A 25,277-nucleotide genomic window follows, 5' to 3' on the forward strand; every position below is an offset into this window, starting at 1 on the left:
GTATTGACATACGGCTCCCGTCACAACGAGCGTAGTTAACAAAGTGAGGCCTTTGCACAAGCAAGAAAGGCCAGACCCCGAGAAGCCTGACCTATAGAAAATTTACGAAGGGATTGCAAATGACAATGCTTTAATTTCATGTCAGAAGCATGCCCTACGAGATGTAGGAAGGCGCGCTATCACTGACGCGCCTGGGCATCCTGGGCCCGCATGGACAGGGCGACACGCTCGGCGGTTCCCAAGGGAATCTCGCCAACCACAGTGACCATGACCTTGCCCTTGGGCGTGTTGAGACGACGCGACACGGCGACGGTAGGCCCTAACTGCGCACGGGTATCCGGTCCGGCATCATCGCTCACCGGCTCCAGGAACACCGAGAAGCGTGCCAAGCCATCGTCATACATGAGGCTGCTGACCATGCTGTCACGCACCGGGTCCCGGCGCACGGAGCTGTTGATCAATTCGAAGCCCGGCGGCAACCAGTCCGAACGCCAGGCAGAGGCAGCGTCGGAATGCGCGGCTGCGACGTGCTCGACCGGCTTGCACGAAGAACTGGCGCGCAGGTCGTCATCGCTGGGTAGATCGTCGGTATCCAGGCGGGTCATCTGGAAGCGCTCGAGCAGCTGGCCCTTGTCGTTGATCATCAACGAGCGCAAGGGCAGTCCAGTGCGGCGATCCAAATGCAGTTCGAAAGCGTAGCGATGCTGGTCTCGCGGCGTGAGCGTCACGATCACGGCATCGCGCCCGGCAACCCGGGACTTGCCTGCGACGCTCAGGTCGTACCAGCTCATCAGTTTCAGAGGATCGAGCACACGGGGCGCGGAGTCCGGCGGGGTTCCTACGCGGCTAACCAGGGAGCCGCTGACGCACTGGACCTTGCCATCGACCCGCACGATTTCCTGGGTCGCCCCATCGAGCTGCAACAAACGCTCGCTGACCTTGCCGTCCTGGACGCGGTGCCAGATATCGTGTGAGGAGAAGCTGCCATTACGTTCGTAGACGAAGGAACCCTGGTAACTCTGTTCTCGCTCGGCCTGTGCCAGCTTGTTCAGCCACTCGCTCGCCTCGGGCGAGGAGTTGGCCGCCAAGGCCGGCACCATCATGCAACTGCCAAGCAGAAGCGTCAGGAGAGGTAGCGCGCGCATGATCCTCCTTACTTAACGGTTTTCCAGGCTGGCGGCGCGTGCATAGGGCAGAGCGGTCTCAGTACCCTTGAGCGCAGATTCCTGGGCATGCTGGCGCAGATACCCTGGCAGACGCTGATCCCAGCCGGCCTGGTTCTGCAGCACGCCGTTGGCCATCGGCCCGGTCGGTTGCTCACTGCTCTCACTATAGCCTGCCAAAACGGCGGGGCCCTGTGCTTGTGGCACGCTCAGCCCTTGCTGGACAGGCTGCTGGGCAGCGAGCTCGGCACCGGTGATTTCGTCCTGGTTGTACAGGCGCACGCCAGCCAGCACGGCAACGGTCACCGAGGCGGCTACAGCCAGGCGACCAATGGTGCGCCATGGGCCTTGCTTGACCTTGGCAGGCACGGCTTCGTCGGCCAGCGCTGCGGATACCGCCGAGGCGATATCGAGCTTGGGCAGTACCAGCTCGTTGTGCATCGCTGCGCGCGCCACTTGGTAGCGGGACCAGGTGGCACGGGTTTCAGGATCGTCGACCGCGTTCAACACGCGACGCAGTTCAAGTTCGTCCGCTTCGTTATCCATCACCGCGGACAGCGATTCCTGCAAAGCTTCACGACTCATGGCGGTTCCTCTCTTGGCTGTCGCCGCTGTCTCAGGTTTCCTGCAACAAAGGCTGCAGGGCTTTATCAATGGCCTCCCGAGCGCGGAAAATTCGAGAGCGCACGGTACCTACCGGACATTGCATGACACTGGCAATGTCTTCGTAACTCAGTCCGTCGAACTCACGTAGGGTCAATGCCGTGCGCAGGTCCTCGGGCAGTTGCTGGATGGTGCGATGGACGGTGCCTTCGATTTCATCCCTCAACAACGCGCGCTCTGGAGACTCGAGATCCTTGAGGCCATGATCGCCGTCGTAAAACTCCGCATCCTCGGAGCTCACATCACTGTCTGGTGGCCGTCTTCCGCGGGACACCAGGTAGTTCTTCGCCGTGTTAATGGCGATGCGGTACAGCCAGGTATAGAAAGCGCTGTCACCGCGAAAATTTCCTAGCGCCCGGTAGGCCTTGATGAAAGCCTCCTGCGCCACATCCTGGGCCTCGTGGGTGTCGTGTACGAACCGCACGATCAACCCGAGAATCTTGTGCTGATACTTCAGCACCAACAGATCGAACGCTCGCCTGTCGCCGCGCTGCACGCGCTCGACAAGCTGCTGATCCTCTTCCTGGGTTAGCATGAACACTCCTCAGTGGTCTCGAAGGAGCGTTGCAACAGCCATCGTTCAGGCTTGCAACCATAGACTCGGCCTTTGCGCAAAAGTTCTCCCCTCCAAGCAAGTTTCCTGCGGCCCTTGGTCGGCTCGCACGAAAGACGCAGCGCGGTCACGGCCGGCTGCGTCGATAATCTGATTTCGAATACGCAGGTGTCAGCCCCGAAAGAGCTACCGCCATGCGTCGCCGTGGCATTTGGTGGCGTGCGGGCAGCCTTCTTAGGATTTCCACCGGTATCGGAAAGTTCCCATAAAGATCGCGACGCCGGTGCAGATGCCATTGGAAATCAGACACCTGTGACTGCTATAAAGGCAGCCGGACAGGCTTAACGATAGTTTCACAATGCCATCTGCGCATGACTATTGTGCCGCTCCCCTTCCCAAGATTACTAGTGTCAAGACATGAGCCAACAATTCCAACACGATGTCCTGGTGATCGGCAGCGGCGCCGCTGGCCTCAGCCTGGCACTGAACCTTCCCAGCCGCTTGCGCATCGCCGTGCTGAGCAAGGGCGACCTGGCCAATGGTTCGACCTTCTGGGCCCAGGGCGGCGTAGCCGCGGTCCTGGACAACACCGATACCGTCCAGTCCCATGTCGAGGACACGCTCAATGCCGGCGGCGGCCTCTGCCATGAAGATGCCGTGCGCTTCACCGTCGAGCACAGCCGCGAAGCCATCGAGTGGTTGATCGAACAAGGGGTGCCCTTCACTCGCGACGAGCATTACAGCGTCGATGACGGCGGCTTCGAGTTCCATCTGACCCGTGAAGGAGGTCACAGCCACCGACGCATCATTCATGCCGCCGACGCAACGGGCGCCGCGATTTTCACCACTTTGCTGAACCAAGCACGCCAACGGCCGAACATCGAGCTGCTGGAACAGCGCGTCGCGGTCGACCTGATCACCGAGCGTCGTCTGGGCCTGCCAGGCGAACGTTGCCTGGGCGCCTATGTACTGGACCGCAATACCGGCGAAGTCGACACCTTCGGTGCGCGCTTCACCGTGCTGGCCACCGGCGGTGCGGCCAAGGTCTACCTCTATACCAGCAATCCCGACGGTGCCTGCGGAGATGGCATCGCCATGGCCTGGCGCGCCGGCTGTCGGGTGGCCAACCTGGAATTCAACCAGTTCCACCCCACCTGCCTGTACCACCCGCAGGCCAAGAGCTTCCTGATCACAGAGGCCCTGCGCGGCGAAGGCGCCCTGCTGCGCCTGCCCAATGGCGAACGCTTCATGCCGCGCTTCGACCCCCGCGAGGAGCTCGCGCCCCGAGATATCGTCGCCCGCGCCATCGACCACGAAATGAAGCGTTTGGGCGTTGATTGTGTCTATCTGGACATCAGCCACAAGCCAGCCGACTTCATCAAGAATCACTTCCCTACGGTCTATGAACGCTGCCTGGCCTTCGGTATCGACATCACCCGCCAGGCGATTCCGGTGGTCCCGGCCGCCCATTACACCTGCGGCGGCGTGATGGTCGATGATCGCGGCCATACCGATGTCCCCGGCCTGTACGCCATTGGCGAAACCAGCTTCACTGGCCTGCACGGGGCCAACCGCATGGCCAGCAATTCGTTGCTCGAATGCTTCGTCTATGGCCGTGCCGCTGCCGCCGACATCGAGGCGCACCTTGATGAAGTGCAGGCTCCGACCGCCCTACCCTGCTGGGACGCAAGCCAGGTTACCGACTCGGACGAGGACGTGATCATTGCGCACAACTGGGACGAACTGCGGCGCTTCATGTGGGACTACGTAGGTATCGTGCGCACCAGCAAACGCCTGCAACGAGCCGAGCATCGGGTGCGCCTGCTGCTCGACGAGATCGACGAGTTCTACAGCAACTACAAGGTCAGCCGCGACCTGATCGAACTGCGTAACCTGGCCCAGGTCGCCGAGCTGATGATCCGCTCAGCCATGCAGCGTAAGGAAAGCCGCGGGCTGCATTACACACTGGACTATCCGGGAATGCTGCCCGAGGCCAAGGACACCATCCTCAGTCCGGTCTGAACTGACGCGTTCGCGGTTCGACCCGCTCCCACAGAACCCTGCGAGCCCTGTGGGAGCGGGTTATTGCACTGAAACCTCGGCCCAGCGCCTGCGGCTGAACTTCAACCTCACGCGCAAACGCCGATGCTGATCCGCATCCAGGGCATCGCGCGGTACGCACTGGCTCTCGCCAAACCAGCGTCCCGATCTGACAAAGCGCAGCACAACCAGACCTGGCATCGCCACGCTATCCCGACACAACCTCACCTGCTGCCATCCTCTGGCACGGCTGAACAGCCGCCAGCCGGTTCGATCACGGCGCAGGCCAGTGATGGCCTCGGGATGGGTCAGCAAGATACGACGGGGGATGGCCCAGCAGGCGTGGGCAAGGCAAGCAAGGACGAGGGGAACGCTCAACCACCAGGGCTGCGCGCTCAGGACCATGGCCCAGAGTGCGAGCACCTGGCAGGTCAGGTAGGCCGCCAGCAGCAGGCGCGAGCCTTGCCAGCGGCACTCGAAATGCTCACTTGGGCTGGACACGGTCCAGGATGATGCGAACCATGCGTTGCAGCTCAGGGTCGTCGGACTCGGTGCGCTCCATGAACCAGCCGAACATGTCCTGGTCTTCGCAGGTCAGCAGGCGACGGTACAGCTCGCGGTCCGCTTCGCTCAGGGTGGGGTAGACCTCCTGGGTGAATGGCACCAGCAGTACGTCCAGTTCCAGCATGCCGCGGCGGCTGTGCCAGAAAAGCCGGTTGAGTTCAGTTTGTTCGACCATGGGGCCCTCCTCGAATGGGTCGCCAGTATACAGCGGGGCGCTCGCGGGGGCACAAGGCGTTGGTCTAGTCACCTACCTATTTTGTTACCGGCGTTCTATGATGGCCGCCAGTCTCAAGCAACCGCGATGACCCATGGCCGATTCCGCTTTCTTCTGTCCCCTGTCCCACGAGGGCATCCTCGCCGTCCGCGGCTCCGATGCCGGCAAGTTCCTGCAAGGCCAGCTGACCTGCAACATCAACTACCTGAGCCAAGAGCACGCGAGCCTCGGCGCCCGGTGCATGGTCAAGGGCCGCATGCAGTCGAGCTTCCGCATTCTCCCCGAGGGCAACGGTTACTTGCTGGCCATGGCCAGCGAGCTGCTCGACGCGCAACTGGCCGACCTCAAGAAGTACGCTGTCTTCTCCAAGGCTACCTTGACCGATGAGAGCGCCGCGTGGGTCCGCTTCGGCCTGACGCAAGGCGATGCCGCGCTAAACGCGCTGGGCTTGGCCACGCCGACCGAAGCTGGCGCCACGGTACGCCACGACGGCCTGATCGCCATTGGCGTCAGCACCGGCCGTGTGGAGCTCTGGGCGCCCGCCGCGCAAGCAGACACCGTGCGCCAGACCCTCGCCACTCACCTGACCGAAGGCAGCCTCAACGACTGGCTGTTGGGCCAGATCCGTGCCGGCATCGGCCAGGTCATGGGCCCCACCCGTGAACTGTTCATCCCGCAGATGATCAATCTGCAGGCGGTCGATGGGGTGAGCTTCAAGAAAGGCTGCTACACCGGCCAAGAGATCGTCGCGCGTATGCAGTACCTGGGTAAGCTCAAGCGCCGACAGTACCGCTTGGCCCTGGCCCAGCGGGACGTGCCCGCCCCTGGTGCCGAGATCTTCTCGCCCACCCACGGTTCGTCGGTGGGCGAAGTGGTCATCGCCGCCAGTACCGGTGACGGCTGCGAACTGCTCGCCGTGCTCAGTGCCGAAGCCGTGGCAGACGACAACCTGCACCTGGCTAGCCTCGAAGGCCCGCGCCTGACACTGCTGGACCTGCCCTATGAACTGGACCGCGACCGGGAAATCCTTCGCTGACCAGCCTGCCCCGCTGCCCTGCGGGGTCGCACCACCACTGCGGTAGAGAAGTTAGATGAACAAGCTGGCCGAGACGGTTCAAGCACAATTGCTCGCAGCCATCGACAAGGACGACCTGGTCCTGCCGACCCTTCCGGAGGTTGCCTTGAGCATCCGCGAGGCGGCGGAGGACAGCGAGATCAGCGTCGCCGCCTTGAGCAAGGTGATCGGCCGCGACGCCGCCCTCTCGGCGCGCCTGATCAAGGTGGTCAACAGCCCGCTGCTGCGTGCGGCAGTGGAGGTCACCGACCTGCACACCGCCATCACTCGCCTGGGTATCAACTACAGCTGCAACTTGGCGATCGGCCTGGTAATCGAGCAGATCTTCCACGCCCGCTCACCGGCCGTCGAACAAAAACTGCGCGATATTTGGGCCAACAGCCTTGAAGTCGCGGGTATCAGCTATGAACTCTGCCGCCGCTACACCCAGCTCAAGCCTGACCAGGCCACCCTAGGGGGCTTGGTCTACCAAATCGGCGCCCTGCCAGTTCTGATCTACGCCGAGGAGCACAACGAGCTGCTTTCGGACCCTGTGTGCCTGCACTATGTGATCGAGCAGATCCAGCCGGTGCTGGGCGACAAAATTCTCAAGGCCTGGGAGTTTCCCGAGCAGTTGGTCAACCTGCCCAGCCAAGTGCAGGACCTGGATCGACGCACCGAGAGCATCGACTACATCGACATCGTGCAGATCGCCCGTCACCTCAGCCATCGGACCCGCAGCCGGCCCCTGGCGGCCTTGCCTGCCTACCAGCATCTCGGACTCCCTTACGGGACCGAGTTGGATGTCGCCGACCTGCTCGATGCCCGCAGCATGCTGCGCTAAGCAAGACATCCGCTCCACAAGGATCACCGCCAACCCCGTGGTAGCGGGTTTACCCGAGAATAGGCCAGCGCAGATAACCCAGGACAGTTGCTCTCCAAGCCCCGGGAAGCCGCTCAATCGGCGATAAAACTCACCCGCACGCGCAACCCGCCCTTTTCGCCATCATGCAGGCTGATCTGCGCCAGGTGCGCGCGGCAGATTTCGCCGACGATCGCCAGCCCCAGGCCTGTGCCCTGGGCGCTGCGTCGATAGAAGCGCTCGAACACGCGCTCGCGGTCAGACTCGGGAATACCCGGCCCGTCATCCTCCACTTCCAGCATGGCCGGGGCCATCACGCGCAGGATCACGTTGCCACCCTTGGGCGTATGGGCCAGGGCATTGTCCACCAGGTTGCTGAGCAGCTCATTGAGCAAAGTCGGCTCGCCTTTGAGCCATACCGGCGCCTCGGCTTCCAGCGCCAGGGCCACGCCCCGGGCATGGGCCAGAGGCGCCATGGCCATGCCGAGCTCACGCGTCAATTGGCACAGGTCCAGACGCTGGGCACCCCCTTCGGCAATCGCCCGGGCCCCATTTTCCACCCGCGCCAGGGACAACAACTGATTGGCCAGGTGAGTCAGACGGTCAGTACCCTGGGTGGCGGCTTCGAGGGTTTGTCGCCACTGCTCCGGCTCCTGGGAGCGCAAGCCCAGCTCAAGCCGCGCCTTGAGGGCGGCCAACGGCGTGCGCAACTCATGGGCGGCGTCGGCGATGAATTGTGCCTGACGCTCGAACTGACCACGCAGCCGCTCGGTGAAATGGTTCAAGGCGTGCACCAAGGGCCCGAGCTCTCGCTGCACCTGAACCACCGGCAAGGACCGCAAGTCATCAGGTTGGCGCTCTTCGACCGCCGTACGCAGCCGCTCCAGCGGCCGCAGTGCTGCGCTCACGGCGAACCAGACCATCATGAGCGCCCCCAGCGCCAGCATGCCCAGACGCAGCAAGGTATCGGCCATCAGGCCCCGGGCCATGCGCACCCGTGCCTCCTCGGTCTCGGCCACGCGGATCTCGGCCATGCCGTTCATGTTCGGTTCGCTGACTGGCTTGAGCAAGCTGACCACGCGTACATCCTGGCCCTGGTAGGTGGCGTTGTAGAAACGCGCCAAGGCCGGATAGTCGTCGGTACGCGGGGTGCCCGGCGGCGGAGGCGGGAGGTTCTCGTAGCCGGAAATCAGCCGCTGATGAATATCCAGCACTTGGTAGTAGATACGTCCGGCGCTGTCGTAGGCAAAGGTGTCCAGGGCCACGTAGGGCACATCCGCGCTCAGGGTCCCGTCGCGCTGCGACAGGCCTGCGGCAATGGTCCGTGCCGAAGCCAGCAACGTGCGATCGTAAGCGGTGTCGGCGGCCTCGCGGCCGTTCCAGTAGGCGCTCAGGCCGCTGGCGAGCATCAGCACCACCAACAGCAGCGCCAAATTGCCCAGCAAACGCCCACGCAGGCTGCCGTTGTCACGCATCGCGGTGCTCGAGCAAATAACCCAGGCCGCGGAACGTGACGATAGCCACTGGATGGCCATCGAGCTTCTTGCGTAGCCGATGGATGTAGATCTCGATGGCATCGGGGCTGGCCTCTTCGTCCAGGCCAAATACCTGGGCCGCCAGTTGCTCCTTGCTCATCACTCGGCCCGGGCGGGCGATCAGGGCTTCGAGCACGCTTTGTTCGCGCTGGGTCAGGGTCAGAGCTTCTTCACCCAGGGTGAAGCGGCGGGTATCCAAATCGTAGACCAGCGGCCCGCAGCGCTGCTGACGCTCGCCACCGAGCACGCTACGGCGCAGCAGTGCCTTGACTCGCGCTTCCAGTTCGGTCAGTTCGAAGGGTTTGGCCAGGTAGTCATCGGCGCCCAGGTTCAGGCCATGTACCCGATCCTTGACATCGCTGCGCGCGGTGAGCATCAGCACCGGCAGCGTCTTGCCACGGCCACGCAGGCGCGCCAGCACTTCGAAGCCGTCCATGCGCGGCAGGCCGACATCGAGGACTGCCACCGCATAGTCCTCGCTGGCCAGGGCCAGGTCGGCGGCCACGCCATCGTGCAGCACATCCACGGTCAGACCTTGGCTTTTAAGGGCCAGGGCCACGCTTTCGGCCAGTTGCAGGTGGTCTTCGACCAGCAACACTCGCATCGGATTCTCCCTGCTCGGGTGGGGCTTTGGCGCGGAGTGTACCGCCGTCGGGGGGCCTGTGAAGCCCTCCCGGCAAACCTTTCACTCTGAAAGGTTAGCGAAAGGTTCATTACCTAGCATCGCACCACGGTCGCCCCGCGCGCCGAAAAAAAGCACCAGCAAGGTGCGCCCGATAAGAACAATAAACGGAGTCTCCCGACGATGCTGTCCATGCAGCCGCAGGCGTTCGCGCCTACCCGTTCCCTGTCCGCACGCCCGTCCGCCATCGCCAGCGCCCTTGCGCTAGCCGGTGTCGCCCCGCTGAGCCAGGCCGCTTTTTTCGAAGACAGCACGGCCACCTTCGAAACCCGCAACATGTACTTCAACCGTGACTTTCGCGATGGCACCAGCAGCCAGCAATCCAAGCGCGACGAATGGGCCCAGGGCTTCATGCTCAATTTCGAGTCCGGCTACACCGACGGCACCGTAGGGTTCGGCCTGGACGCGCTGGGCATGCTCGGCATCAAGCTCGACTCCAGCCCAGACCGCACCGACACAGGCCTGCTGCCGACCCATGATGACGGTAAGGCCGCCGACGAATACTCCAAGCTCGGCCTGACCGGCAAGATCAAGGTCTCCAACACCGAGCTCAAGGTCGGCACACTCATCCCAGAACTGCCGACCCTGCAGCCCAACGACGGGCGCATCCTGCCGCAGACCTTCGAGGGCGGCCTGCTCACCTCCAAGGAGCTCAAGGGCCTGACGTTCACCGGCGGGCGCCTGGAAAAAGCCAAGGACCGCAACGACACCAACTGGGAAGACCTCGCCCTCAACAACAAGAATGGCCGTTTCGGCGGCACTTTCAGCGCCGACAACTTCGACCTGGCCGGGCTGGATTACCAGTTCACCGATCGCATCACCGGCAGCTACCACTTCGCCGAACTCGACGACATCTACCGTCAGCATTTCATCGGCATGGTCGCTACCCAGCCCTGGGGCCCGGGCACCTTCGGTGCCGACCTGCGCCTGGCAGTGAGCGACGATGCAGGTCAGGCCAAGGCCGGCAACATCGACAACACCACCGTCAACGGCATGCTCAGCTATGCCCTTGGCGGTCACAAGGTCAGCGCCGCCTACCAGCACCTGTCGGGCGACAGCGCCTTCCCCTACGTCGATGGCGCCGACCCGTACCTGGTCAACTTCGTCCAGATCAACGACTTCGCCGGCGCCGACGAGCGCTCCTGGCAAGCACGCTACGACTACAACTTCGCTGCCCTGGGCATCCCCGGGCTGACCTTCATGACCCGCTATATCAGCGGCGACAACGTCAGCCGCGCCGACGGTGGCGAGGGCAAGGAGTGGGAGCGCAACACCGAGTTCAAGTACGTGGTACAAAGCGGCCCGTTGAAGGACGTCGCCGTTCGCCTGCGCAACGCCACCTTCCGCTCCAACTTCGCCCGCGACGCCGACGAAGTCAGGCTGCTGGTGAGCTACAGCGTGGCTCTGTGGTAACCCATAACAACAACGCTCACGGAGATAGACGATGACCTTTTCAATGCGCCGCCTCGTCCTGGCTACCGGTTGCCTGCTGCTGGCTGGCAACGCCCTGGCCGCTGAACCGAAACGCCCCGAATGCATCGCCCCCGCCTCGCCCGGTGGCGGCTTCGACCTGACCTGCAAACTGGTGCAAAGCGCCTTGGTCAACGAGAAGATCCTCTCCAAGCCCATGCGCGTGACCTACATGCCCGGCGGCGTCGGCGCGGTGGCCTACAACGCCGTGGTCGCCCAGCGCCCGGCCGATGCCGGCACTCTGGTGGCCTGGTCCAGCGGCTCCCTGCTCAACCTGGCCCAGGGCAAGTTCGGGCGCTTCGACGAGAACGCCGTGAAATGGCTGGCAGCTGTCGGCACCAGCTATGGTGCCATCGCCGTGAAGAGCGACTCGCCCTACAAGACCCTCGATGATCTGGTCGCGGCCTTGAAGAAAGACCCGAGCAAAGTCGTCATCGGCTCCGGCGGCACCGTCGGCAGCCAGGACTGGATGCAGACCGCCCTGATCGCCAAGGCCGCCGGCATCAATCCTCGCGACCTTCGCTACGTGGCCCTGGAAGGCGGCGGTGAAATCGCCACAGCGCTGCTCGGCGGGCATATTCAGGTGGGCTCCACCGACATCTCGGACTCCATGCCGCACATCCAGAGCGGTGACATGCGCATCCTCGCGGTGTTCTCCGAAACCCGCCTGGACGAGCCGGAAATGAAAGACATCCCCACCGCCAAGGAACAAGGCTACGACATCGTCTGGCCAGTAGTACGCGGCTTCTACCTAGGGCCAAAGGTCAGCGACGAGGACTACGCCTGGTGGAAAGCCTCCTTCGACAAGCTGCTGGCCTCCGAGGACTTCGCCAAGCTGCGTGACCAGCGTGAGCTATTCCCGTTCGCCATGACCGGGCAGGAGCTGGACACCTACGTGAAGAAGCAGGTCGCCGACTACAAGGCCCTGGCCCGGGAATTCGGCCTGGTCCAGTAGATCGAGCTGCAACGCCGCTCCCCTTTAGGGGGCGGGTTTACCCGCGAAACGGACACCGCCGACGCGTGGCCTGGGCTGCGCCCTGGGTCGAAGGTAAACCCGCTCCCAAAGGGTCGGCGCCGTACCGAACAATTCCGAGGATTCCCTCATGATCCTGCAACGCATTTTTGCCCTGGCTCTGCTGGCGGTATGCGCCGCCCTGGCCGTGATGGCCTGGCCGTACCAGGCTGCGTTTTCCTACGAGCCTGTAGGTCCACGGGCCTATCCCTTGCTGATGCTCGGCCTGATGGGCGTGGCTCTGCTCTACCTGGCCGTTCGCCCAACGCCCATCGTGCGCAAGGACGACGAACCGCCACTGGACCGTGAAACCCTGGTCAAGATCAGCGGCTGTGTGGGCCTGCTGATCGTCTTCGCGAGCACCTTCGAGTCGCTCGGTTTCATCCTCAGCGCCGTACTCGTCGGCGTACCCATGGCACGCCTGTATGGCGGGCGCTGGCTGCACAGTCTGATCGTGGTGGGCGCCATGAGCCTGCTGCTCTACTGGCTGTTCGACCGCGTGATGGATGTACCTCTGCCCCTCGGCCTGCTGGATGTACTGGAGAACTGACACATGGATACCTTGAGCTATCTGGGCCAGGGCTTCGGCGTCGCCCTGAGCCCGTACAACCTGGTCACCGCCCTGACCGGCACCCTCATCGGCACCGTGGTCGGCCTGCTGCCGGGCCTTGGGCCGATCAATGGTGTGGCACTGCTGATCCCCATCGCCTTTGCCCTGGGCCTGCCACCTGAATCGGCGCTGATCCTGCTGGCCGCGGTCTACCTCGGCTGCGAGTATGGCGGAAGGATCAGCTCGATCCTGCTGAACATTCCCGGCGAAGCCTCCACCGTGATGACCACCCTTGACGGCTACCCCATGGCCCGCCAAGGCCTGGCCGGCGTCGCTCTGTCGCTGTCGGCGTGGAGCTCGTTCATCGGCGCCTTCATCGCCACCTGCGGCATGGTGCTATTCGCTCCGCTGCTGGCGAAATGGGCGATCGCCTTCGGGCCCGCCGAATACTTCGTGTTGATGGTGTTCGCCATCGTCGCCCTGGGCGGCATGGCCGGCGACAAACCACTTAAGACTTTCATCGCCGCGCTGATCGGCCTGTTCCTGTCCAGCGTCGGCATCGACGCCAACAGCGGCGTGTACCGCTTTACCGGCGACAGCGTGCACCTGGCCGATGGCATCCAGTTCGTGGTGCTGGTACTGGGTCTGTTCTCCATCAGCGAGATCTTGCTGTTGCTGGAAAAGACCCACCATGGCCACGAAGCGGTGAAGGCCACTGGGCGCATGCTGTTCAACCTCAAGGAAGCCGCTTCGGTGTTCATCGTCAACCTGCGCTGCGGCCTGCTGGGCTTCGTCATGGGCGTACTGCCCGGCGCCGGCGCGACCCTGGCCAGTGCCGTGGCCTACATGACCGAGAAACGCATCGCTGGCGACAAGGGCAAGTTCGGCAAGGGCGACGCGCGCGGCCTGGCCGCTCCGGAAACCGCCATCGGCGCCTCCTGCTGCGGCGCCCTGGTGCCGATGCTGACCCTGGGCGTGCCGGGTTCCGGCACCACCGCGGTGATGATCGGTGCACTGACCCTGTACAACATCACCCCAGGCCCGCTGCTGTTCGAACAGCAACCTGACATTGTCTGGGGGCTGATCGCCTCGCTGTTCATCGCCAACATCATGCTGGTGATCCTGAACATTCCGATGATCCGCATCTTCACCCGCATCCTCGCCGTGCCGAATTGGGCGCTGGTGCCGGTGATCGCGATCATCACCGGGATCGGCGTGTACGCCGTGCATGCGACCACCTTCGATCTGTTCCTGATGGTCGGCATCGGCATCATGGGCTACATCCTGCGCAAGCTGGACTTCCCGCTGTCGCCGATTCTGCTCGGCTTCATCCTGGGCGGGCTGATGGAGCAGAACCTGCGCCGCGCACTATCGATCTCCAACGGCGAGCTGGGCATCCTCTGGTCGAGCCCGATCAGCATGTCGGTGTGGGTGCTGACCTTCTGCATGCTGACCCTGCCGTTGCTGCGCAGCTGGCGTAAACGTAGCCTGCAGCGTCGGGCGATGGCCGATGCCTGATCGGTCACCGCCGTTCTGGGCTACCGGGCTGGTCGGTCTTGCTGGCGGGTTTCTCGCCAGCAAGGTCGGCTGGCCTTTGCCGTGGATGGTCGGCTCGTTGTTGGCAATCATCCTGGTGCGCTGCCTGACACCCTGGCAGCTGTCGGAAATCCCCAATGGCCGCAAGTGCGGGCAGTGGATCATCGGCATCGGTATCGGCCTGCACTTCACCCCAGCGGTCATCGAGCAAGTGGCCAGCCACTTTGGTCTGATCTTCTTCGGGGCACTGTTCACCACGTTGTCAGCAGTGATCAGCGTCTGGCTGCTCAGGCGTACCGGTGAAGACCGCGCCACGGCGTTCTTCGCCAGCATGCCGGGGGGCTCGGGTGAGATGGTCAACCTGGGCGCACGCAACGGTGCGGTGCTCAGCCAGGTGGCCGCAGCCCAGAGCCTGCGGGTGTTGGCAGTGGTGCTGTGCGTGCCGGCGCTGTTCAAGTTCTTGCTCGGCGATGGCGTGCCGCTGACCCACGCAGGCAGCGTCAGTTGGGGCTGGCTGACCCTGATCGCGCCGTTTGGTGTGTTGGCCGCGTTGATCTGGCAGCGCCTGCGCCAGCCCAACCCGTGGCTGTTCGGTCCGCTGTTGATTGCCGCCTGCGTGAGCCTGGCGGGGAACCTGCAGATCGCCCTGCCGCCCGGCGCCAGCCAGATCGGACAGTGGCTGATCGGCAGTGGCCTGGCCTGCCACTTCAACCGGGCGTTCTTTCGCCGGGCGCCGTCCTTCCTGGGGCGGACCTTGCTGGCGACCTTCCTGTGCATGTTGATCGCCGCCAGCGCGGCCTGGGTGTTGAGTGTGATGACCCAACTGGACCTGCGCTCGCTGACCCTGGGAATGATGCCTGGCGGTATCGCCGAAATGAGCCTGACGGCCGAGACCTTGCAGCTGTCGGTACCGTTGGTGACGGCACTGCAGGTGATGAGGTTGCTGTTCGTGCTGTTTCTGGCCGAGCCGTTGTTCCGGCGCTGGAACACGAACCGACCGTGACGGCGTGCAGTTTTCTTCGCGGGTAAACCCGCTCCCACAAGGCTTATCGCCGCCCCTGTGGGAGCGTTCCCGCGAAGAAGGCCACACGTTTTTTCAGAGCGGCGGCAACGACCAGTTGATCGGCGCCAGCCCACGCTGCTCGAGGAAGCTGTTGGTACGGCTGAAATGCCCGCATCCGAAGAAGCCCCGATACGCCGACAGCGGCGACGGGTGCACCGACTTGAGTACCAGGTGCCGAGTGCCGTCGATCAGCTTCTGCTTGCTCTGGGCATGCGAGCCCCACAGCAGGAACACCACGTTTTCGCACTGCTCGCTGACCACCTGGATGACCCGATCGGTGAATGGCTGCCAGCCCGCGTTGGCGTGGGAGGCCGCGTTGCCGCGTTGCACGGTCATGGTGGTGTTGAGCAGCAACACCCCCTGCTCCGCCCAGCTTTGCAGGTAACCATGGTTGGGAATCGGCAAGTTGAGGTCGCGGTGCAGCTCTTTGTAGATGTTCACCAGCGACGGCGGCGTCGGCACGCCAGGCTGCACCGAGAAGCACAGGCCATGGGCCTGGCCTGGCCCGTGGTACGGGTCCTGGCCGAGGATCACCACCTTCACCTTGTCCAGCGGCGTGGAATTGAGCGCGTTGAAGATCAGCGGCCCCGGCGGGTAGATCTCCTTGCCCGCCGCATATTCCTCGCGCAGGAACTCGCGCAGCTTGTGCATGTAGGGTTGGTCGAACTCGGCGCGCAACGCGGCCTTCCAGCCGGGTTCGAGTTTGATGCGATCGTCGTCAGTCATGGGGCCATCCGTAAACAATGGCGCGACACTAGGTAAGCCGCCCGGCCTTGTCAATCGATCCGACCGACGACCGCCATGATCGTCTGTGGGGTCCATACTTGTGCGATGACTACACGAGGTCGCCCATGTCCATTCAATGCGAGGTACTCACAGGCGCCGATGGCGCGCGCATCGGCATCGCCACCCTGGATGCGCCCAAGGCGCTCAATGCCCTGAACCTGCCTATGATCGAGGTCCTCGATGAGCGCCTGCGCGCCTGGGCCAACGATCCGGGCATCGTCTGCGTGCTGCTGCGCGGCAGCGGGCCCAAGGCGTTCTGTGCAGGCGGCGATGTACGTGCGCTGGTCCAGGCCTGCCGCGACCACCCCGGTAGCGTCCCGCCCCTGGCCGCCACCTTCTTCGCCGCCGAGTACCGGCTCGATTATCGCCTGCACACCTATCCCAAGCCCTTGCTGTGCTGGGGGCATGGCCACGTGCTCGGCGGGGGGATGGGCCTTCTGCAGGCCGCGGGCATCCGCATCGTCACTCCCAGCTGCCGGCTGGCCATGCCGGAAATCAGCATCGGGCTGTATCCGGACGTCGGCGCCAGCTGGTTCCTTTCCCGCCTGCCCGGCAAGCTCGGCCTGTTCCTTGGGCTGACTGGCGCGCCGATCAACGCCCGCGACGCCCTGGACCTTGGCCTGGCTGATCGCCTGCTGGGCGAGCATCAGCAAGAAGCCCTGATCGAGGAACTGCTGCAACTGAATTGGCAGGAGCAGACCGCCCTACAGCTGAACAGCCTGCTCAAGGCCGAACAGCACCGGGCCTGCGCCGACCTGCCCGAAGCCCAGTGGTTGCCGCGCCGGGCATTGATCGACGAGCTGCTCGACGTAGCCGACCCTGTTGCCGCCTGGCGGGCGTTATCCGACCTGAGCCGTCATGCCGACCCACTGCTGGCCGAGGCCGGCCGACGCTTGCACGAGGGCTGTCCGCTGACCGCGCACTTGGTGTGGGAGCAGATCCGCCGGGCCAAATACCTGTCGCTGGCCCAAGTGTTCCAGATGGAATTCACCATGAGCCTGAACTGCTGCCGTCACCCGGAGTTCAGCGAGGGCGTGCGTGCCCGTTTGCTGGACAAGGACAACCAGCCACGCTGGCACTGGCCGGACATCGCCCAGGTGCCAGCGGCGGTGGTCGAGGCGCATTTCACCAAAGTCTGGGAGGGGCGCCATCCCCTGGCTGATCTGGAATGAGCGCCGCTCCGGCAGGCAGACCGGGCTCAAGCCCGGTGATCAACGCCGCCAGTTACGACCGTCGTCCCCGTGCCTGCCATCATGACGACGATTGTTGTCGCCTCGACCATTGGAATGCCAACGGTCGTTCTGCGGCCGGCGATTGTCGTTGCGATAGTCATGACGGTCCCGGTCCCGCCCATAGTCATAGCGATGACGGTTGCCATAGTCGTTGCGCGGATTGCCATGCCATTGATTCACCTGATGCCCCGGGTAAGGCCGATAGTGGGGCGTGGGCGCCGGGCGGTAATAACGAGGTGCGGGTTGATAGTAGCGAGGCGCGCTCTGGTAGTAGCGCGGCTGGCTGATGTAGTAACGATCCTGACGATAATAGCCCGGATAATAGTCGCGGTCGCTTGAGTAGTAGTCCGAGCGGTAGTAACCCGAGCGGTAGTAACCTCCGTCCTCGTAGTAAGGGACGCAGGCGCTGGTGAGGAGTGCCAACAAGGCGATCAGCAGAATTCGTAGGTACATGGCGGCCTCCTGGACCGCGGGAGTGCCCGGCACAGCGGCGCTGGCGAGCATCGATGGCAATACGTACATCGACACCGAATAAGACCGTTGCGCCCGGGTGCAGTGCCATTTTCGCAATGAATTGAAACAGGTTGCCGACAGCCGGAAACACCCTGTCGCCATAACCGGTAGAATGCCTGCTACCTAGACGTCTGGATCCGACATGAACGACAAACAGCGCTGCCCGGCCTGTGGCGCCCTGAATCAGTGCAGCCTGGCCGACCCACGCCTCGCCCCGCAGCCCTGCTGGTGTTTCACCGTCACCATCGATCCGGCCGCGCTCAGGGCGCTGCCCGACGAATTGCGCAACAAGGCTTGCCTGTGTCCTCGATGCGCCGAGGTCGATGACCAGCTCAAGGCGGCGCAATCAGCGTCCAACCGCTAGCCCTTTTTTCGAACCGCTCAGTGCCATGCGTCTTGATCGTTTTCTCGCCAACTTGCCCTGCTACAACCGCCAGCAGGTCCGCCTGCTGCTGGTGCAACAGCGCGTGCGCGTCGATGGCATGGTTGCCACCGACCCGCGCCAGGAAGTACGCGAATTCAGCCGGGTCGAAGTGGACGAGCAAGTACTCCAAGCCGGTCGCCCGGCGCGCTACCTCATGCTGCACAAGCCCAGCGGCTGCGTCAGCGCCACCCAGGATCCACAGCACCCTACCGTGCTAGACCTGCTGCCGGCCGAACTGCGCGAAGACCTGCACATCGCTGGCCGCCTGGACTACAACACCACCGGGTTGATGATCCTGACCAACGACGGTCAATGGTCGCGGCGCCTGACCCAGCCCAAGACCAAGCTGCCGAAGATCTATCACGTCCAGACCGAAGACGAGATCGGCGAGCACTACGTGGCCAAGTTCCGCGAAGGCTTCTACTTCGCCTTCGAGGATCTCACCACCCTCCCCGCGCAACTGGACATTCTCGGACCGCGCCAGGCGCGGCTGGCAATCGTCGAAGGCCGCTATCACCAGGTAAAGCGCATGTTCGGGCACTTCGACAACAAGGTGGTGGGGCTGCACCGGGAGCGGATGGGCTACATTGGCCTGGATCCTGCTTTGGCTCCGGGTGAGTATCGTGAACTGACGGCCGAAGAGATCGCCTCGGTCTGAACCTCGAAGCCTCTGCGCAGGTGGGCCCCTGCATAGAGCGGTATAGACAGGTTCATCCCGTTGTTTTTCTCGTGCCATCCCCCTGAACGGCACTTGCGAGATCGCCACCCTGCTGCTTGAATCAAACTCGTCGGTCCGCATGTGACTTATCGGTCACGATTGCAGTCCAAGACGCCTTTTGCCGGTCACCCAGGGTCTCGATGCCCTGGGGCACGGCAAACCGCCCACCTAGAACAAATACCGTCGACGACCGTGCCATGGATCGACACAAGGGCCCCCGGTTTCTCTTCCAGGCGTATGCCTACCTGTCATAAACAACGTGCACCCTAGGTCACGCGAATACCCTTTTTGCGCCAGGAGTCGATGACATGAGGCCAGAAATCGCTGTGCTTGATATCCAAGGTCAGTATCGGGTTTACACGGAGTTCTATCGCGCGGAAGCAGCAGAGAAGACGATCATCCTGATCAACGGATCGCTGGCCACAACGGCCTCTTTCGCCCAGACGGTGCGCAGCCTGCACCCGCATTTCAACGTTGTGTTGTACGACCAGCCCTATGCTGGCAAGTCCAAGCCGCACAACCATCAGGAACGGCTGATCACCAAGGAGACCGAGGCGCACATTCTCCTGGAGATGATCGAGCACTTCCAGGCCGACCATGTGATGTCGTTCTCCTGGGGCGGTGCCTGTGCCCTGCTGGCGCTGGCGCACCAGCCGAGCCGGGTGAAGAAGGCCGTGGTCAGTTCGTTCTCGCCGATCATCAACGAGCCAATGCGCGACTACCTGGCGCGCGGTTGCCAGTACCTGGCCGCCTGCGACCGCTACCAGGTGGGCAACCTGGTCAACGACACCATCGGCAAGTACCTGCCGTCGCTGTTCAAGCGCTTCAACTACCGCCATGTGAGCAGCCTGGACAGCCATGAGTACGCGCAAATGCACTTCCACATCAACCAGGTGCTGGATCATGATCTGGAGCGAGCCCTGAAATCGGCGCGCAACATCGACATCCCGGTGCTGTTCATCAATGGCGACCGTGACGAGTACACCACCGTCGAGGATGCGCGGCATTTCAGCCAGCACGTGGTCCAAAGCCATTTCAGCGTCATCCGCGATGCCGGTCACTTCCTGGATATCGAGCACAAGAGCGCGTGCGAGGACACCCGCGCCGCGATGCTTGGCTTCCTCAACCCGACGCTGCGCCAACCCCGTCAACGCAGTCACTACGTACAGGGGCAGCATGCACTGGCTATCTGAGTGGTTCGGCGACGTCTAGCCCTTGTAGTGCCCCGGGCTACACGTCGCCGACAGGCCTTTTTGCACGGCCGGGCTTCTCATGACTGGCGTGTTCTGGTAAAAATGTCGGCTTCTGAAGCGGGTATAGTTGAATGGTACAACTATAGCTTCCCAAGCTATCGGTGAGGGTTCGATTCCCTCTACCCGCTCCACTTTCCTCCAGGCGCAGCCCGCGCCGATCCAGCCTTAATCAATACAAGCCCCCATCGCCTATCGCGAGGCGCGCCTGTTCGTATCTACGTAGTCCTGGACAATCCAAAGGCCGCTATCCATCGCAGGCTCCGACAGCTTCCGGGATTGTGAACCTCCCTTTCGCTGCCCAATCTCCGCTGTTCTTGACCTAGCCCATAGCCATCATCGACCCGATCAGCTTGAATGCTGTCCGTGGGCTCGCAAGCGAAGCGGCCTCAGGACACTTATGCTGATCAGCACCCCGAAACATTTCCCAGGATGCGTGCATGTTTCTCTCCCGCTGGCTACCGGGCCTGGCCAATCTGCTGCACTACCGCCGCGAGTGGTTCCACGCTGACCTTCAGGCCGGCCTTTCGGTGGCCGCGATCCAGATCCCCATTGCCATCGCCTACGCCCAGATCGTCGGCCTGCCACCCCAGTACGGGCTATACGCCTGCGTGCTGCCGATGATCGTCTATGCCCTGGTCGGCAGCTCCCGCCAACTCATGGTCGGCCCGGACGCCGCTACTTGCGCCATGATCGCAGGCGCCGTCGCCCCACTGGCGATGGGCGATCCGCACCGCATCGCCGAGCTTTCGGTGATCGTCACGGTGCTGGTCGGCATGATGCTGATCGCCGCCGGCGTCGCGCGGGCGGGCTTCATCGCCAGCTTCTTCTCGCGTCCCATCCTGATCGGCTATCTCAACGGTATCGGCCTGAGTCTGATCGCCGGGCAGATGAGCAAGGTGGTGGGGTTCAAGATCGAAGGCGACGGTTTCATCCTTAGCCTGATCAACTTTCTCCAGCGCCTGGGCGAGATCCACTGGCTGACCCTGGCCATCGGCCTGGTCGGCCTGGGCCTGCTGGTCTGGCTGCCGCGACGCTACCCCCGCTTGCCGGCAGCGCTGGTGACCGTGGCGGTATTCACGTTGCTGGCCGGCCTGTTCGGCCTCGACCGCTTCGGCGTCGCCATTCTCGGCCCGGTGCCAGCGGGCATTCCGGAGCTGGCATGGCCGCAAAGCACCCTGGCGGAAACCAAAAGCCTGTTGCGCGATGCCCTGGGCATCGCCACCGTCAGTTTCTGCAGCGCGATGCTCACCGCTCGCAGCTTCGCCGCCCGCCACGGCTATGCGATCAATGCCAACCACGAGTTCGTTGCCCTCGGCGTGAGCAACCTGGCGGCGGGGATGTCCCAGGGCTTTGCCATCAGCGGCGCCGACTCGCGCACGGCGGTCAACGACATGGTCGGAGGCAAGAGCCAACTGGTCGGCATCATCGCCGCGCTGGTGATCGCCTTGATTCTGCTGTTCTTCACCGCCCCCATGGCGTGGATTCCCCAGGCGGCGCTGGGCGCCGTCTTGTTGATGGCCGGCTGGGGGCTGATCGATGTGAAGTCCCTGAGCAAGATCCACAAGCTCAGCCGCTTCGAATTCTGGCTGTGCCTGCTCACCACCGCCGGCGTCCTCAGTCTGGGTGTGCTGCCTGGGATCATCTTCGCCGTGACCCTGGCGATCCTGCGCCTGCTGTACAGCATCTATCAGCCCACCGACGCCGTCCTTGGCTGGCTGCCCGGCGTCGAGGGCCAGGTCGACGTTCGCCATCACCCCGAAGCGCGGACGGTGCCGGGCCTTGTGGTGTATCGCTTCGACGACGCGATCCTGTTTTTCAACGCCGACTACTTCAAGATGCGCCTGCTCGATGCCGTCCAAGGTGAGAGCAAGCCCCAGGCCGTACTGTTCGACGCCGAGGCGGTGACCAGCATCGACGTCAGCGGCGTCGCCGCCCTGCGCGAAGTGCGCGACACCCTCGCCGCCCAAGGTATCTACTTCGCCATCGCCCGCGCCCGTGGCAACTTCCTGCGCATGCTGGTGCGCTCAGGCATGGCGCGGGAAATGGAAGAAAAGCTGCTGTTCGGCTCGGTGCGTGCAGGAATTCGGGCGTATCGGGTGTGGCGCAACCGCACACGCCGACATCCGGTACTCGAACCGTAAGCAGTCCGTGGCCCGGTCACGAGCAGGCACGCGCTGGGGAGGCCTGGCCTAGGCAAGCGCGGTGCGCGTCCCGCATCAAGGCTGCGGCATGCTAAAGTCCCCGCGTTCCTCGCCTTGCCCAATGGACCTGCCATGCCTTCTCTCGATGCCCACCTGCCCTCCTGGCAGGCGCTCAATGACCGCCATCCCTGCACTGCCCTGCTGGTGGGCAACGGCGCCAGCCGTGCCGTGTGGAAGCCGTTCGGCTACTTCTCGCTGTTCGAGGAGGCCCAGCGGGTCCGTCACAAGGCCTTGGGCGTAAGCGACCAGGCGCTGTTCAAGTCCCTGGGTACCGAGCTGTTCGAGCCGGTGCTCAGCACCCTGAACACCACCGTACGCGCCAATGCCGCGCTGGCCATCAACTCCACCGCGCCACTGAACCGCTACTACTCGATCAAGGAAGCCCTGATCCACGCCACGCGCGCCGTGCACCTGCCCTGGACGCGCGTGCCGAGCGACACCTTGGCGACGATCAACCAGGCTCTGCGCAGCTACCGCAACGTCTACACCAGTAACTACGACCTGCTCCTGCCTTGGGCTGTCAATCAGGCGCCGGAAGGCTTCGCCACGCTGTTCGACGAGCAGGGCTTCTTCGATGTGCGCCGCACCGCGACCGAAGGCATCCGCATCGTTCATCTGCACGGCGGGCTGCACCTGCTCAAACTCCCCGACGGCACCACCCGCCAGCGCAGCGCCGAATGCGCCGAGCTGCTCGAAGGCTTTGCCGTGAACATTCCGGGGGAAGTGCCGCTGTTCGTCAACGAGAGCCGCAGCGAAGAAAAACTGCGCGCCATCCGCGCCTCGGACTACCTGTCGTGGGGGTTGGGCCAACTGTCCGGGGAACGCGAGGGCCTATGCCTGTTCGGCCAGCATCTGGACGCCAGCGATCAGCACCTGCTCGAGGCCATTCGCCAAGCCCGGCCCACGCACCTGTCGATCGCCATCCGCCCCTTGAGCGAGGCGTCGATCATCAACCAGAAGCAGCATTTCATGCAGCGCTTCGCCGACCTGCCAGGAACGGCCGTGCACTTCTTCGACGCCGCCAGCCACCCGCTGGGCAACCCGGCGTTGGCAATCGTGGGGCCGGCAGAACACGCCCGACCCAGATGAATGCTCCACCTGTCATGGGCTGCTGTACACCCCAAGACAGGTCAAGCGGCGAGCAACCCATCCTGACGCAACAACGTCTCCAGGCAATGCTCCTTCACGCCATAGAACGCCTTCAGCTGCTCGATCTTGGCCAGCAATGCGGTGTTGTCCCCCGCCTGCCGGCGCTTGACCGCCAGAATCATCTTGTTCTTGTTGGTGTGCTCCAGGGAGATGAACTCGAACACCTTGGTCTCGTAGCCGCAGGCCTCGAGGTAAAGGGCGCGTAGGCTGTCGGTGAGCATCTCGGCCTGCTGGCCGAGGTGCAGGCCGTACTGCAACATCGGCTGGAGCAGGCCTGGGCTGTGCAGTTGCGGGCGGATCTGCTTGTGGCAACACGGCGAGCACATGATGATCGCGGCGTTGCAACGGATGCCGGTATGGATGGCGTAGTCGGTGGCAATGTCGCAGGCGTGCAACGCGATCATCACCTCGATGGCTTCGGGCACCACGCTGCGCACGTCGCCGCACTGGAACTCAAGGCCAGGGTGCTCCAGCCGCGCGGCAGCGGCGTTGCACAGGTCGACCATGTCCTGACGCAGCTCGACACCGGTCACCAGGGCTTCACGCACCAGGCTGTTGCGCAGGTAGTCGTGCATGGCGAAGGTCAGGTAGCCCTTGCCCGAACCAAAATCCGCCACCCGTAGCGGCTGGTCCATGGTCAGGGGTGCGCTGGCCAGGGCGTGGTCGAAGACCTCGATGAACTTGTTGATCTGCTTCCACTTGCGCGACATGGACGGAATCAACGCGCCCTGGGCATCGGTCACTCCTAAATCGCGCAAGAACGGCCGCGACAGCTCCAGGTAGCGCTTCTTCTCCCGATCATGGGTAGTGGCAGCCTGTTCACGGGCAGGTTGGGCGATGTGGCGCTGGAGCATCGGCTTGCCCTTTTTGCTGAAACCCAGCTGCACCTCGCCCTCGGCGGTGAACAGATGGGCATTGCGAAAACACTCGGGCAACAGCTCGGCCACCAGCGTCTGGGCCTGCTCCAGCGGCAGGTTGCGGGTAATGTCACGGGTCTGGTGGCGGTAGACCAGCGACAGGCAGTCCTGGCCCTTGACCTGTAAAGGCTTGGCGATGATCCGCTGAAGGGTCTGGTCAACGCCGACATGGCGCGCCAGCACCAGCTTGACCAGGGTACCGGCCTGCAAGGCATCGGCCAGCAAAGCCAGGAACTGGGCACGCGCATCCGGCGCGGTGGTAGCGGAGGGAGTGGCGGACATGGAAAGTGGGTGCCTCGAATCGCGGGGGGGGGGCGCGCAGCGCGCAATGGCCGGCATTTTACGTCGATGCCCGGCCAGCGCGAAGCTTTAATCGATGGACGCGGCTCAGTCCAGGATCACCAGGCGGTTGGGTAGCTCGTTGCGCGCGAAGGTCGGCGGTACGTGTTCGCTTAGCAGCTCGCCACAGGCTTCGATGCAATCGACGAAGCCCTGCAGGGTCTGGCCCTGGCACACCTGCTCGGTAAAGCGGGCGATGATGGCATCCCACGGCTGCTCGGGCAGATGCCGGGCAATGCCCTCGTCGACCAGGATCTCCACATGTCGCTCGGCCTCGCTGACGAAGATCAGCACCCCGGTAGCACCGGCGGTGTGTTGCAAGTTGAGCTCGAGAAACTGTTGCCGAGCCAGGCCCGAGGCGCGGCGCTGACGCAACAGGCGCGGGACCAGGCGGCTGGCCAAACGTGGATTGCGCAGCAGCAGGCACAGGCCGACGAACGTCACTACCTGGACCACCAACAGACTGCGCAAATCAGGCCACCCCAAGGCCATGTGCGCCAGGCCCGGTATGGCCAAAGCCAGCAGCGCGGCCCATAGCAGGGGCAAGTAGGCGTAATCGTCCGCGCGGCGCGCCAGCACGGTCACCAGTTCCGCATCGGTGCGTTGCTCGGCCCGAGCGATGGCCTCGGCAATCTGGCGCTGCTCGTATTCGTTGAAGACAGTCATGCCATGGGTCTCTCGATCGTTCTTATTGTTGTTGTCCCGACAGCCGGTCGGCGGGAAGTGTATCTCATGATGCCCGCCATATAAGGCATAATCCGCCGCTGCATTGGACCAGGCAGGG

At 63.5% G+C, this 25,277-nt stretch carries 25 protein-coding genes and 1 tRNA gene; 15 read left to right on the forward strand and 11 right to left on the reverse strand.

The window, feature by feature from the left end; all coding sequences use genetic code 11:
- Positions 1 to 179 precede the first annotated feature (179 nt).
- The 3 genes from J5X93_RS20865 to rpoE are packed head-to-tail and all read right to left on the reverse strand — an operon-like array spanning position 180 to position 2,361.
- Positions 180 to 1,145 carry a MucB/RseB C-terminal domain-containing protein gene (locus tag J5X93_RS20865; protein ID WP_043206467.1) on the reverse strand — a complete coding sequence of 322 codons (966 nt, stop codon included), beginning with the start codon at positions 1,143 to 1,145 and terminating at the stop codon, positions 180 to 182.
- A 12-nt stretch (positions 1,146 to 1,157) separates the two neighbouring features.
- On the reverse strand, positions 1,158 to 1,748 hold the full coding sequence (locus J5X93_RS20870; RefSeq protein ID WP_043206465.1) for a sigma-E factor negative regulatory protein: 591 nt from the start codon (positions 1,746 to 1,748) through the stop codon (positions 1,158 to 1,160).
- Positions 1,749 to 1,779: 31 nt separating this feature from the next.
- Positions 1,780 to 2,361 (reverse strand): RNA polymerase sigma factor RpoE/AlgU, encoded by a 582-nt coding sequence (rpoE, locus tag J5X93_RS20875; RefSeq protein ID WP_010220971.1) that lies wholly within the window; start codon positions 2,359 to 2,361, stop codon positions 1,780 to 1,782.
- 435 nt (positions 2,362 to 2,796) lie between these two features.
- Here rpoE and nadB point away from each other — a divergent pair, with 435 nt between their 5' ends.
- Positions 2,797 to 4,401, forward strand: a complete 1,605-nt coding sequence (nadB, locus tag J5X93_RS20880; RefSeq protein ID WP_102081812.1) for an L-aspartate oxidase — start codon at positions 2,797 to 2,799, stop codon at positions 4,399 to 4,401.
- A 60-nt stretch (positions 4,402 to 4,461) separates the two neighbouring features.
- On the opposite strand, the gene J5X93_RS20885 is transcribed toward nadB, so the two are convergent.
- Entirely contained in the window at positions 4,462 to 4,920 is a 459-nt protein-coding gene (locus J5X93_RS20885; RefSeq protein ID WP_102081811.1) for a protein YgfX, read from the reverse strand.
- A complete protein-coding gene (locus J5X93_RS20890; protein WP_043206462.1) occupies positions 4,904 to 5,158 on the reverse strand; it encodes an FAD assembly factor SdhE in 255 nt (84 codons plus the stop codon). Before J5X93_RS20890 ends, J5X93_RS20885 begins: the two co-directional genes overlap by 17 nt.
- 133 nt (positions 5,159 to 5,291) lie before the next feature.
- Here J5X93_RS20890 and ygfZ point away from each other — a divergent pair, with 133 nt between their 5' ends.
- Both ygfZ and J5X93_RS20900 read left to right on the forward strand, forming a co-directional pair.
- Positions 5,292 to 6,233, forward strand: coding sequence for a CAF17-like 4Fe-4S cluster assembly/insertion protein YgfZ (gene ygfZ / locus J5X93_RS20895; RefSeq protein WP_043206461.1), 942 nt, complete (start codon positions 5,292 to 5,294; stop codon positions 6,231 to 6,233).
- A gap of 55 nt (positions 6,234 to 6,288) precedes the next feature.
- Positions 6,289 to 7,095 (forward strand): HDOD domain-containing protein, encoded by an 807-nt coding sequence (locus J5X93_RS20900; RefSeq protein ID WP_043206460.1) that lies wholly within the window; start codon positions 6,289 to 6,291, stop codon positions 7,093 to 7,095.
- Between the two features lie 113 nt (positions 7,096 to 7,208).
- Here the strand turns inward: J5X93_RS20900 and tctE are convergent, their stop codons facing one another.
- Both tctE and tctD read right to left on the reverse strand, forming a co-directional pair.
- Entirely contained in the window at positions 7,209 to 8,588 is a 1,380-nt protein-coding gene (gene tctE / locus J5X93_RS20905; RefSeq protein WP_043206459.1) for a two-component system sensor histidine kinase TctE, read from the reverse strand.
- A complete protein-coding gene (gene tctD / locus J5X93_RS20910; RefSeq protein ID WP_043206458.1) occupies positions 8,581 to 9,252 on the reverse strand; it encodes a two-component system response regulator TctD in 672 nt (223 codons plus the stop codon). The genes tctE and tctD overlap by 8 nt, the downstream gene beginning before the upstream one ends.
- A 201-nt stretch (positions 9,253 to 9,453) precedes the next feature.
- Between tctD and J5X93_RS20915 the strand changes: the two genes are divergently transcribed.
- The 5 genes from J5X93_RS20915 (at position 9,454) to J5X93_RS20935 (ending at position 14,901) form a co-directional block, all read left to right on the forward strand.
- The gene (locus J5X93_RS20915; RefSeq protein ID WP_043206457.1) at positions 9,454 to 10,743 is read left to right on the forward strand and encodes an OprD family porin; all 1,290 of its coding nucleotides are present in this window, start codon (positions 9,454 to 9,456) and stop codon (positions 10,741 to 10,743) included.
- Between the two features lie 31 nt (positions 10,744 to 10,774).
- The gene (locus J5X93_RS20920) at positions 10,775 to 11,755 is read left to right on the forward strand and encodes a Bug family tripartite tricarboxylate transporter substrate binding protein (protein ID WP_070574884.1); all 981 of its coding nucleotides are present in this window, start codon (positions 10,775 to 10,777) and stop codon (positions 11,753 to 11,755) included.
- Between the two features lie 148 nt (positions 11,756 to 11,903).
- Positions 11,904 to 12,362 (forward strand): tripartite tricarboxylate transporter TctB family protein, encoded by a 459-nt coding sequence (locus J5X93_RS20925; protein ID WP_043206454.1) that lies wholly within the window; start codon positions 11,904 to 11,906, stop codon positions 12,360 to 12,362.
- A 3-nt stretch (positions 12,363 to 12,365) separates the two neighbouring features.
- A complete protein-coding gene (locus J5X93_RS20930) occupies positions 12,366 to 13,880 on the forward strand; it encodes a tripartite tricarboxylate transporter permease (RefSeq protein ID WP_043206453.1) in 1,515 nt (504 codons plus the stop codon).
- Entirely contained in the window at positions 13,873 to 14,901 is a 1,029-nt protein-coding gene (locus J5X93_RS20935) for an AbrB family transcriptional regulator (protein ID WP_070574875.1), read from the forward strand. Before J5X93_RS20930 ends, J5X93_RS20935 begins: the two co-directional genes overlap by 8 nt.
- A 93-nt stretch (positions 14,902 to 14,994) precedes the next feature.
- Here the strand turns inward: J5X93_RS20935 and ung are convergent, their stop codons facing one another.
- Positions 14,995 to 15,687 carry a uracil-DNA glycosylase gene (gene ung / locus J5X93_RS20940; protein WP_043206451.1) on the reverse strand — a complete coding sequence of 231 codons (693 nt, stop codon included), beginning with the start codon at positions 15,685 to 15,687 and terminating at the stop codon, positions 14,995 to 14,997.
- A 125-nt stretch (positions 15,688 to 15,812) separates the two neighbouring features.
- Between ung and dspII the strand changes: the two genes are divergently transcribed.
- Positions 15,813 to 16,919, forward strand: coding sequence for an enoyl-CoA hydratase/isomerase DspII (gene dspII, locus J5X93_RS20945; RefSeq protein ID WP_102081810.1), 1,107 nt, complete (start codon positions 15,813 to 15,815; stop codon positions 16,917 to 16,919).
- Between the two features lie 39 nt (positions 16,920 to 16,958).
- Here the strand turns inward: dspII and J5X93_RS20950 are convergent, their stop codons facing one another.
- Entirely contained in the window at positions 16,959 to 17,432 is a 474-nt protein-coding gene (locus tag J5X93_RS20950; protein WP_090344996.1) for a hypothetical protein, read from the reverse strand.
- A gap of 202 nt (positions 17,433 to 17,634) precedes the next feature.
- On the opposite strand from J5X93_RS20950, the gene J5X93_RS20955 reads away from it, so the two are divergent.
- From J5X93_RS20955 to J5X93_RS20980, 6 genes are all read left to right on the forward strand, one after another.
- Positions 17,635 to 17,856, forward strand: coding sequence for a cysteine-rich CWC family protein (locus J5X93_RS20955; protein WP_102081809.1), 222 nt, complete (start codon positions 17,635 to 17,637; stop codon positions 17,854 to 17,856).
- Between the two features lie 25 nt (positions 17,857 to 17,881).
- The gene (locus tag J5X93_RS20960) at positions 17,882 to 18,574 is read left to right on the forward strand and encodes a pseudouridine synthase (RefSeq protein ID WP_102081808.1); all 693 of its coding nucleotides are present in this window, start codon (positions 17,882 to 17,884) and stop codon (positions 18,572 to 18,574) included.
- A gap of 368 nt (positions 18,575 to 18,942) precedes the next feature.
- Entirely contained in the window at positions 18,943 to 19,827 is an 885-nt protein-coding gene (locus tag J5X93_RS20965) for an alpha/beta fold hydrolase (protein ID WP_102081807.1), read from the forward strand.
- A 117-nt stretch (positions 19,828 to 19,944) separates the two neighbouring features.
- Positions 19,945 to 20,018: transfer RNA gene (locus tag J5X93_RS20970), tRNA-Gly, on the forward strand.
- Positions 20,019 to 20,324: 306 nt separating this feature from the next.
- A complete protein-coding gene (locus J5X93_RS20975; RefSeq protein ID WP_102081806.1) occupies positions 20,325 to 22,028 on the forward strand; it encodes a SulP family inorganic anion transporter in 1,704 nt (567 codons plus the stop codon).
- A 132-nt stretch (positions 22,029 to 22,160) separates the two neighbouring features.
- Positions 22,161 to 23,177 (forward strand): DUF4917 family protein, encoded by a 1,017-nt coding sequence (locus J5X93_RS20980; protein ID WP_043206441.1) that lies wholly within the window; start codon positions 22,161 to 22,163, stop codon positions 23,175 to 23,177.
- 41 nt (positions 23,178 to 23,218) lie between these two features.
- Here J5X93_RS20980 and J5X93_RS20985 read toward each other — a convergent pair whose 3' ends face one another.
- Together J5X93_RS20985 and J5X93_RS20990 are read right to left on the reverse strand one after the other, a co-directional pair.
- Entirely contained in the window at positions 23,219 to 24,436 is a 1,218-nt protein-coding gene (locus tag J5X93_RS20985) for a class I SAM-dependent methyltransferase (protein ID WP_102081805.1), read from the reverse strand.
- 105 nt (positions 24,437 to 24,541) lie between these two features.
- Positions 24,542 to 25,159 (reverse strand): TPM domain-containing protein, encoded by a 618-nt coding sequence (locus J5X93_RS20990; RefSeq protein ID WP_070574840.1) that lies wholly within the window; start codon positions 25,157 to 25,159, stop codon positions 24,542 to 24,544.
- Between the last annotated feature and the right edge of the window lie 118 nt (positions 25,160 to 25,277).

Source organism: Pseudomonas sp. BYT-1 (assembly GCF_023611805.1).
In the GTDB taxonomy this organism is placed as follows: domain Bacteria; phylum Pseudomonadota; class Gammaproteobacteria; order Pseudomonadales; family Pseudomonadaceae; genus Aquipseudomonas; species Aquipseudomonas guariconensis.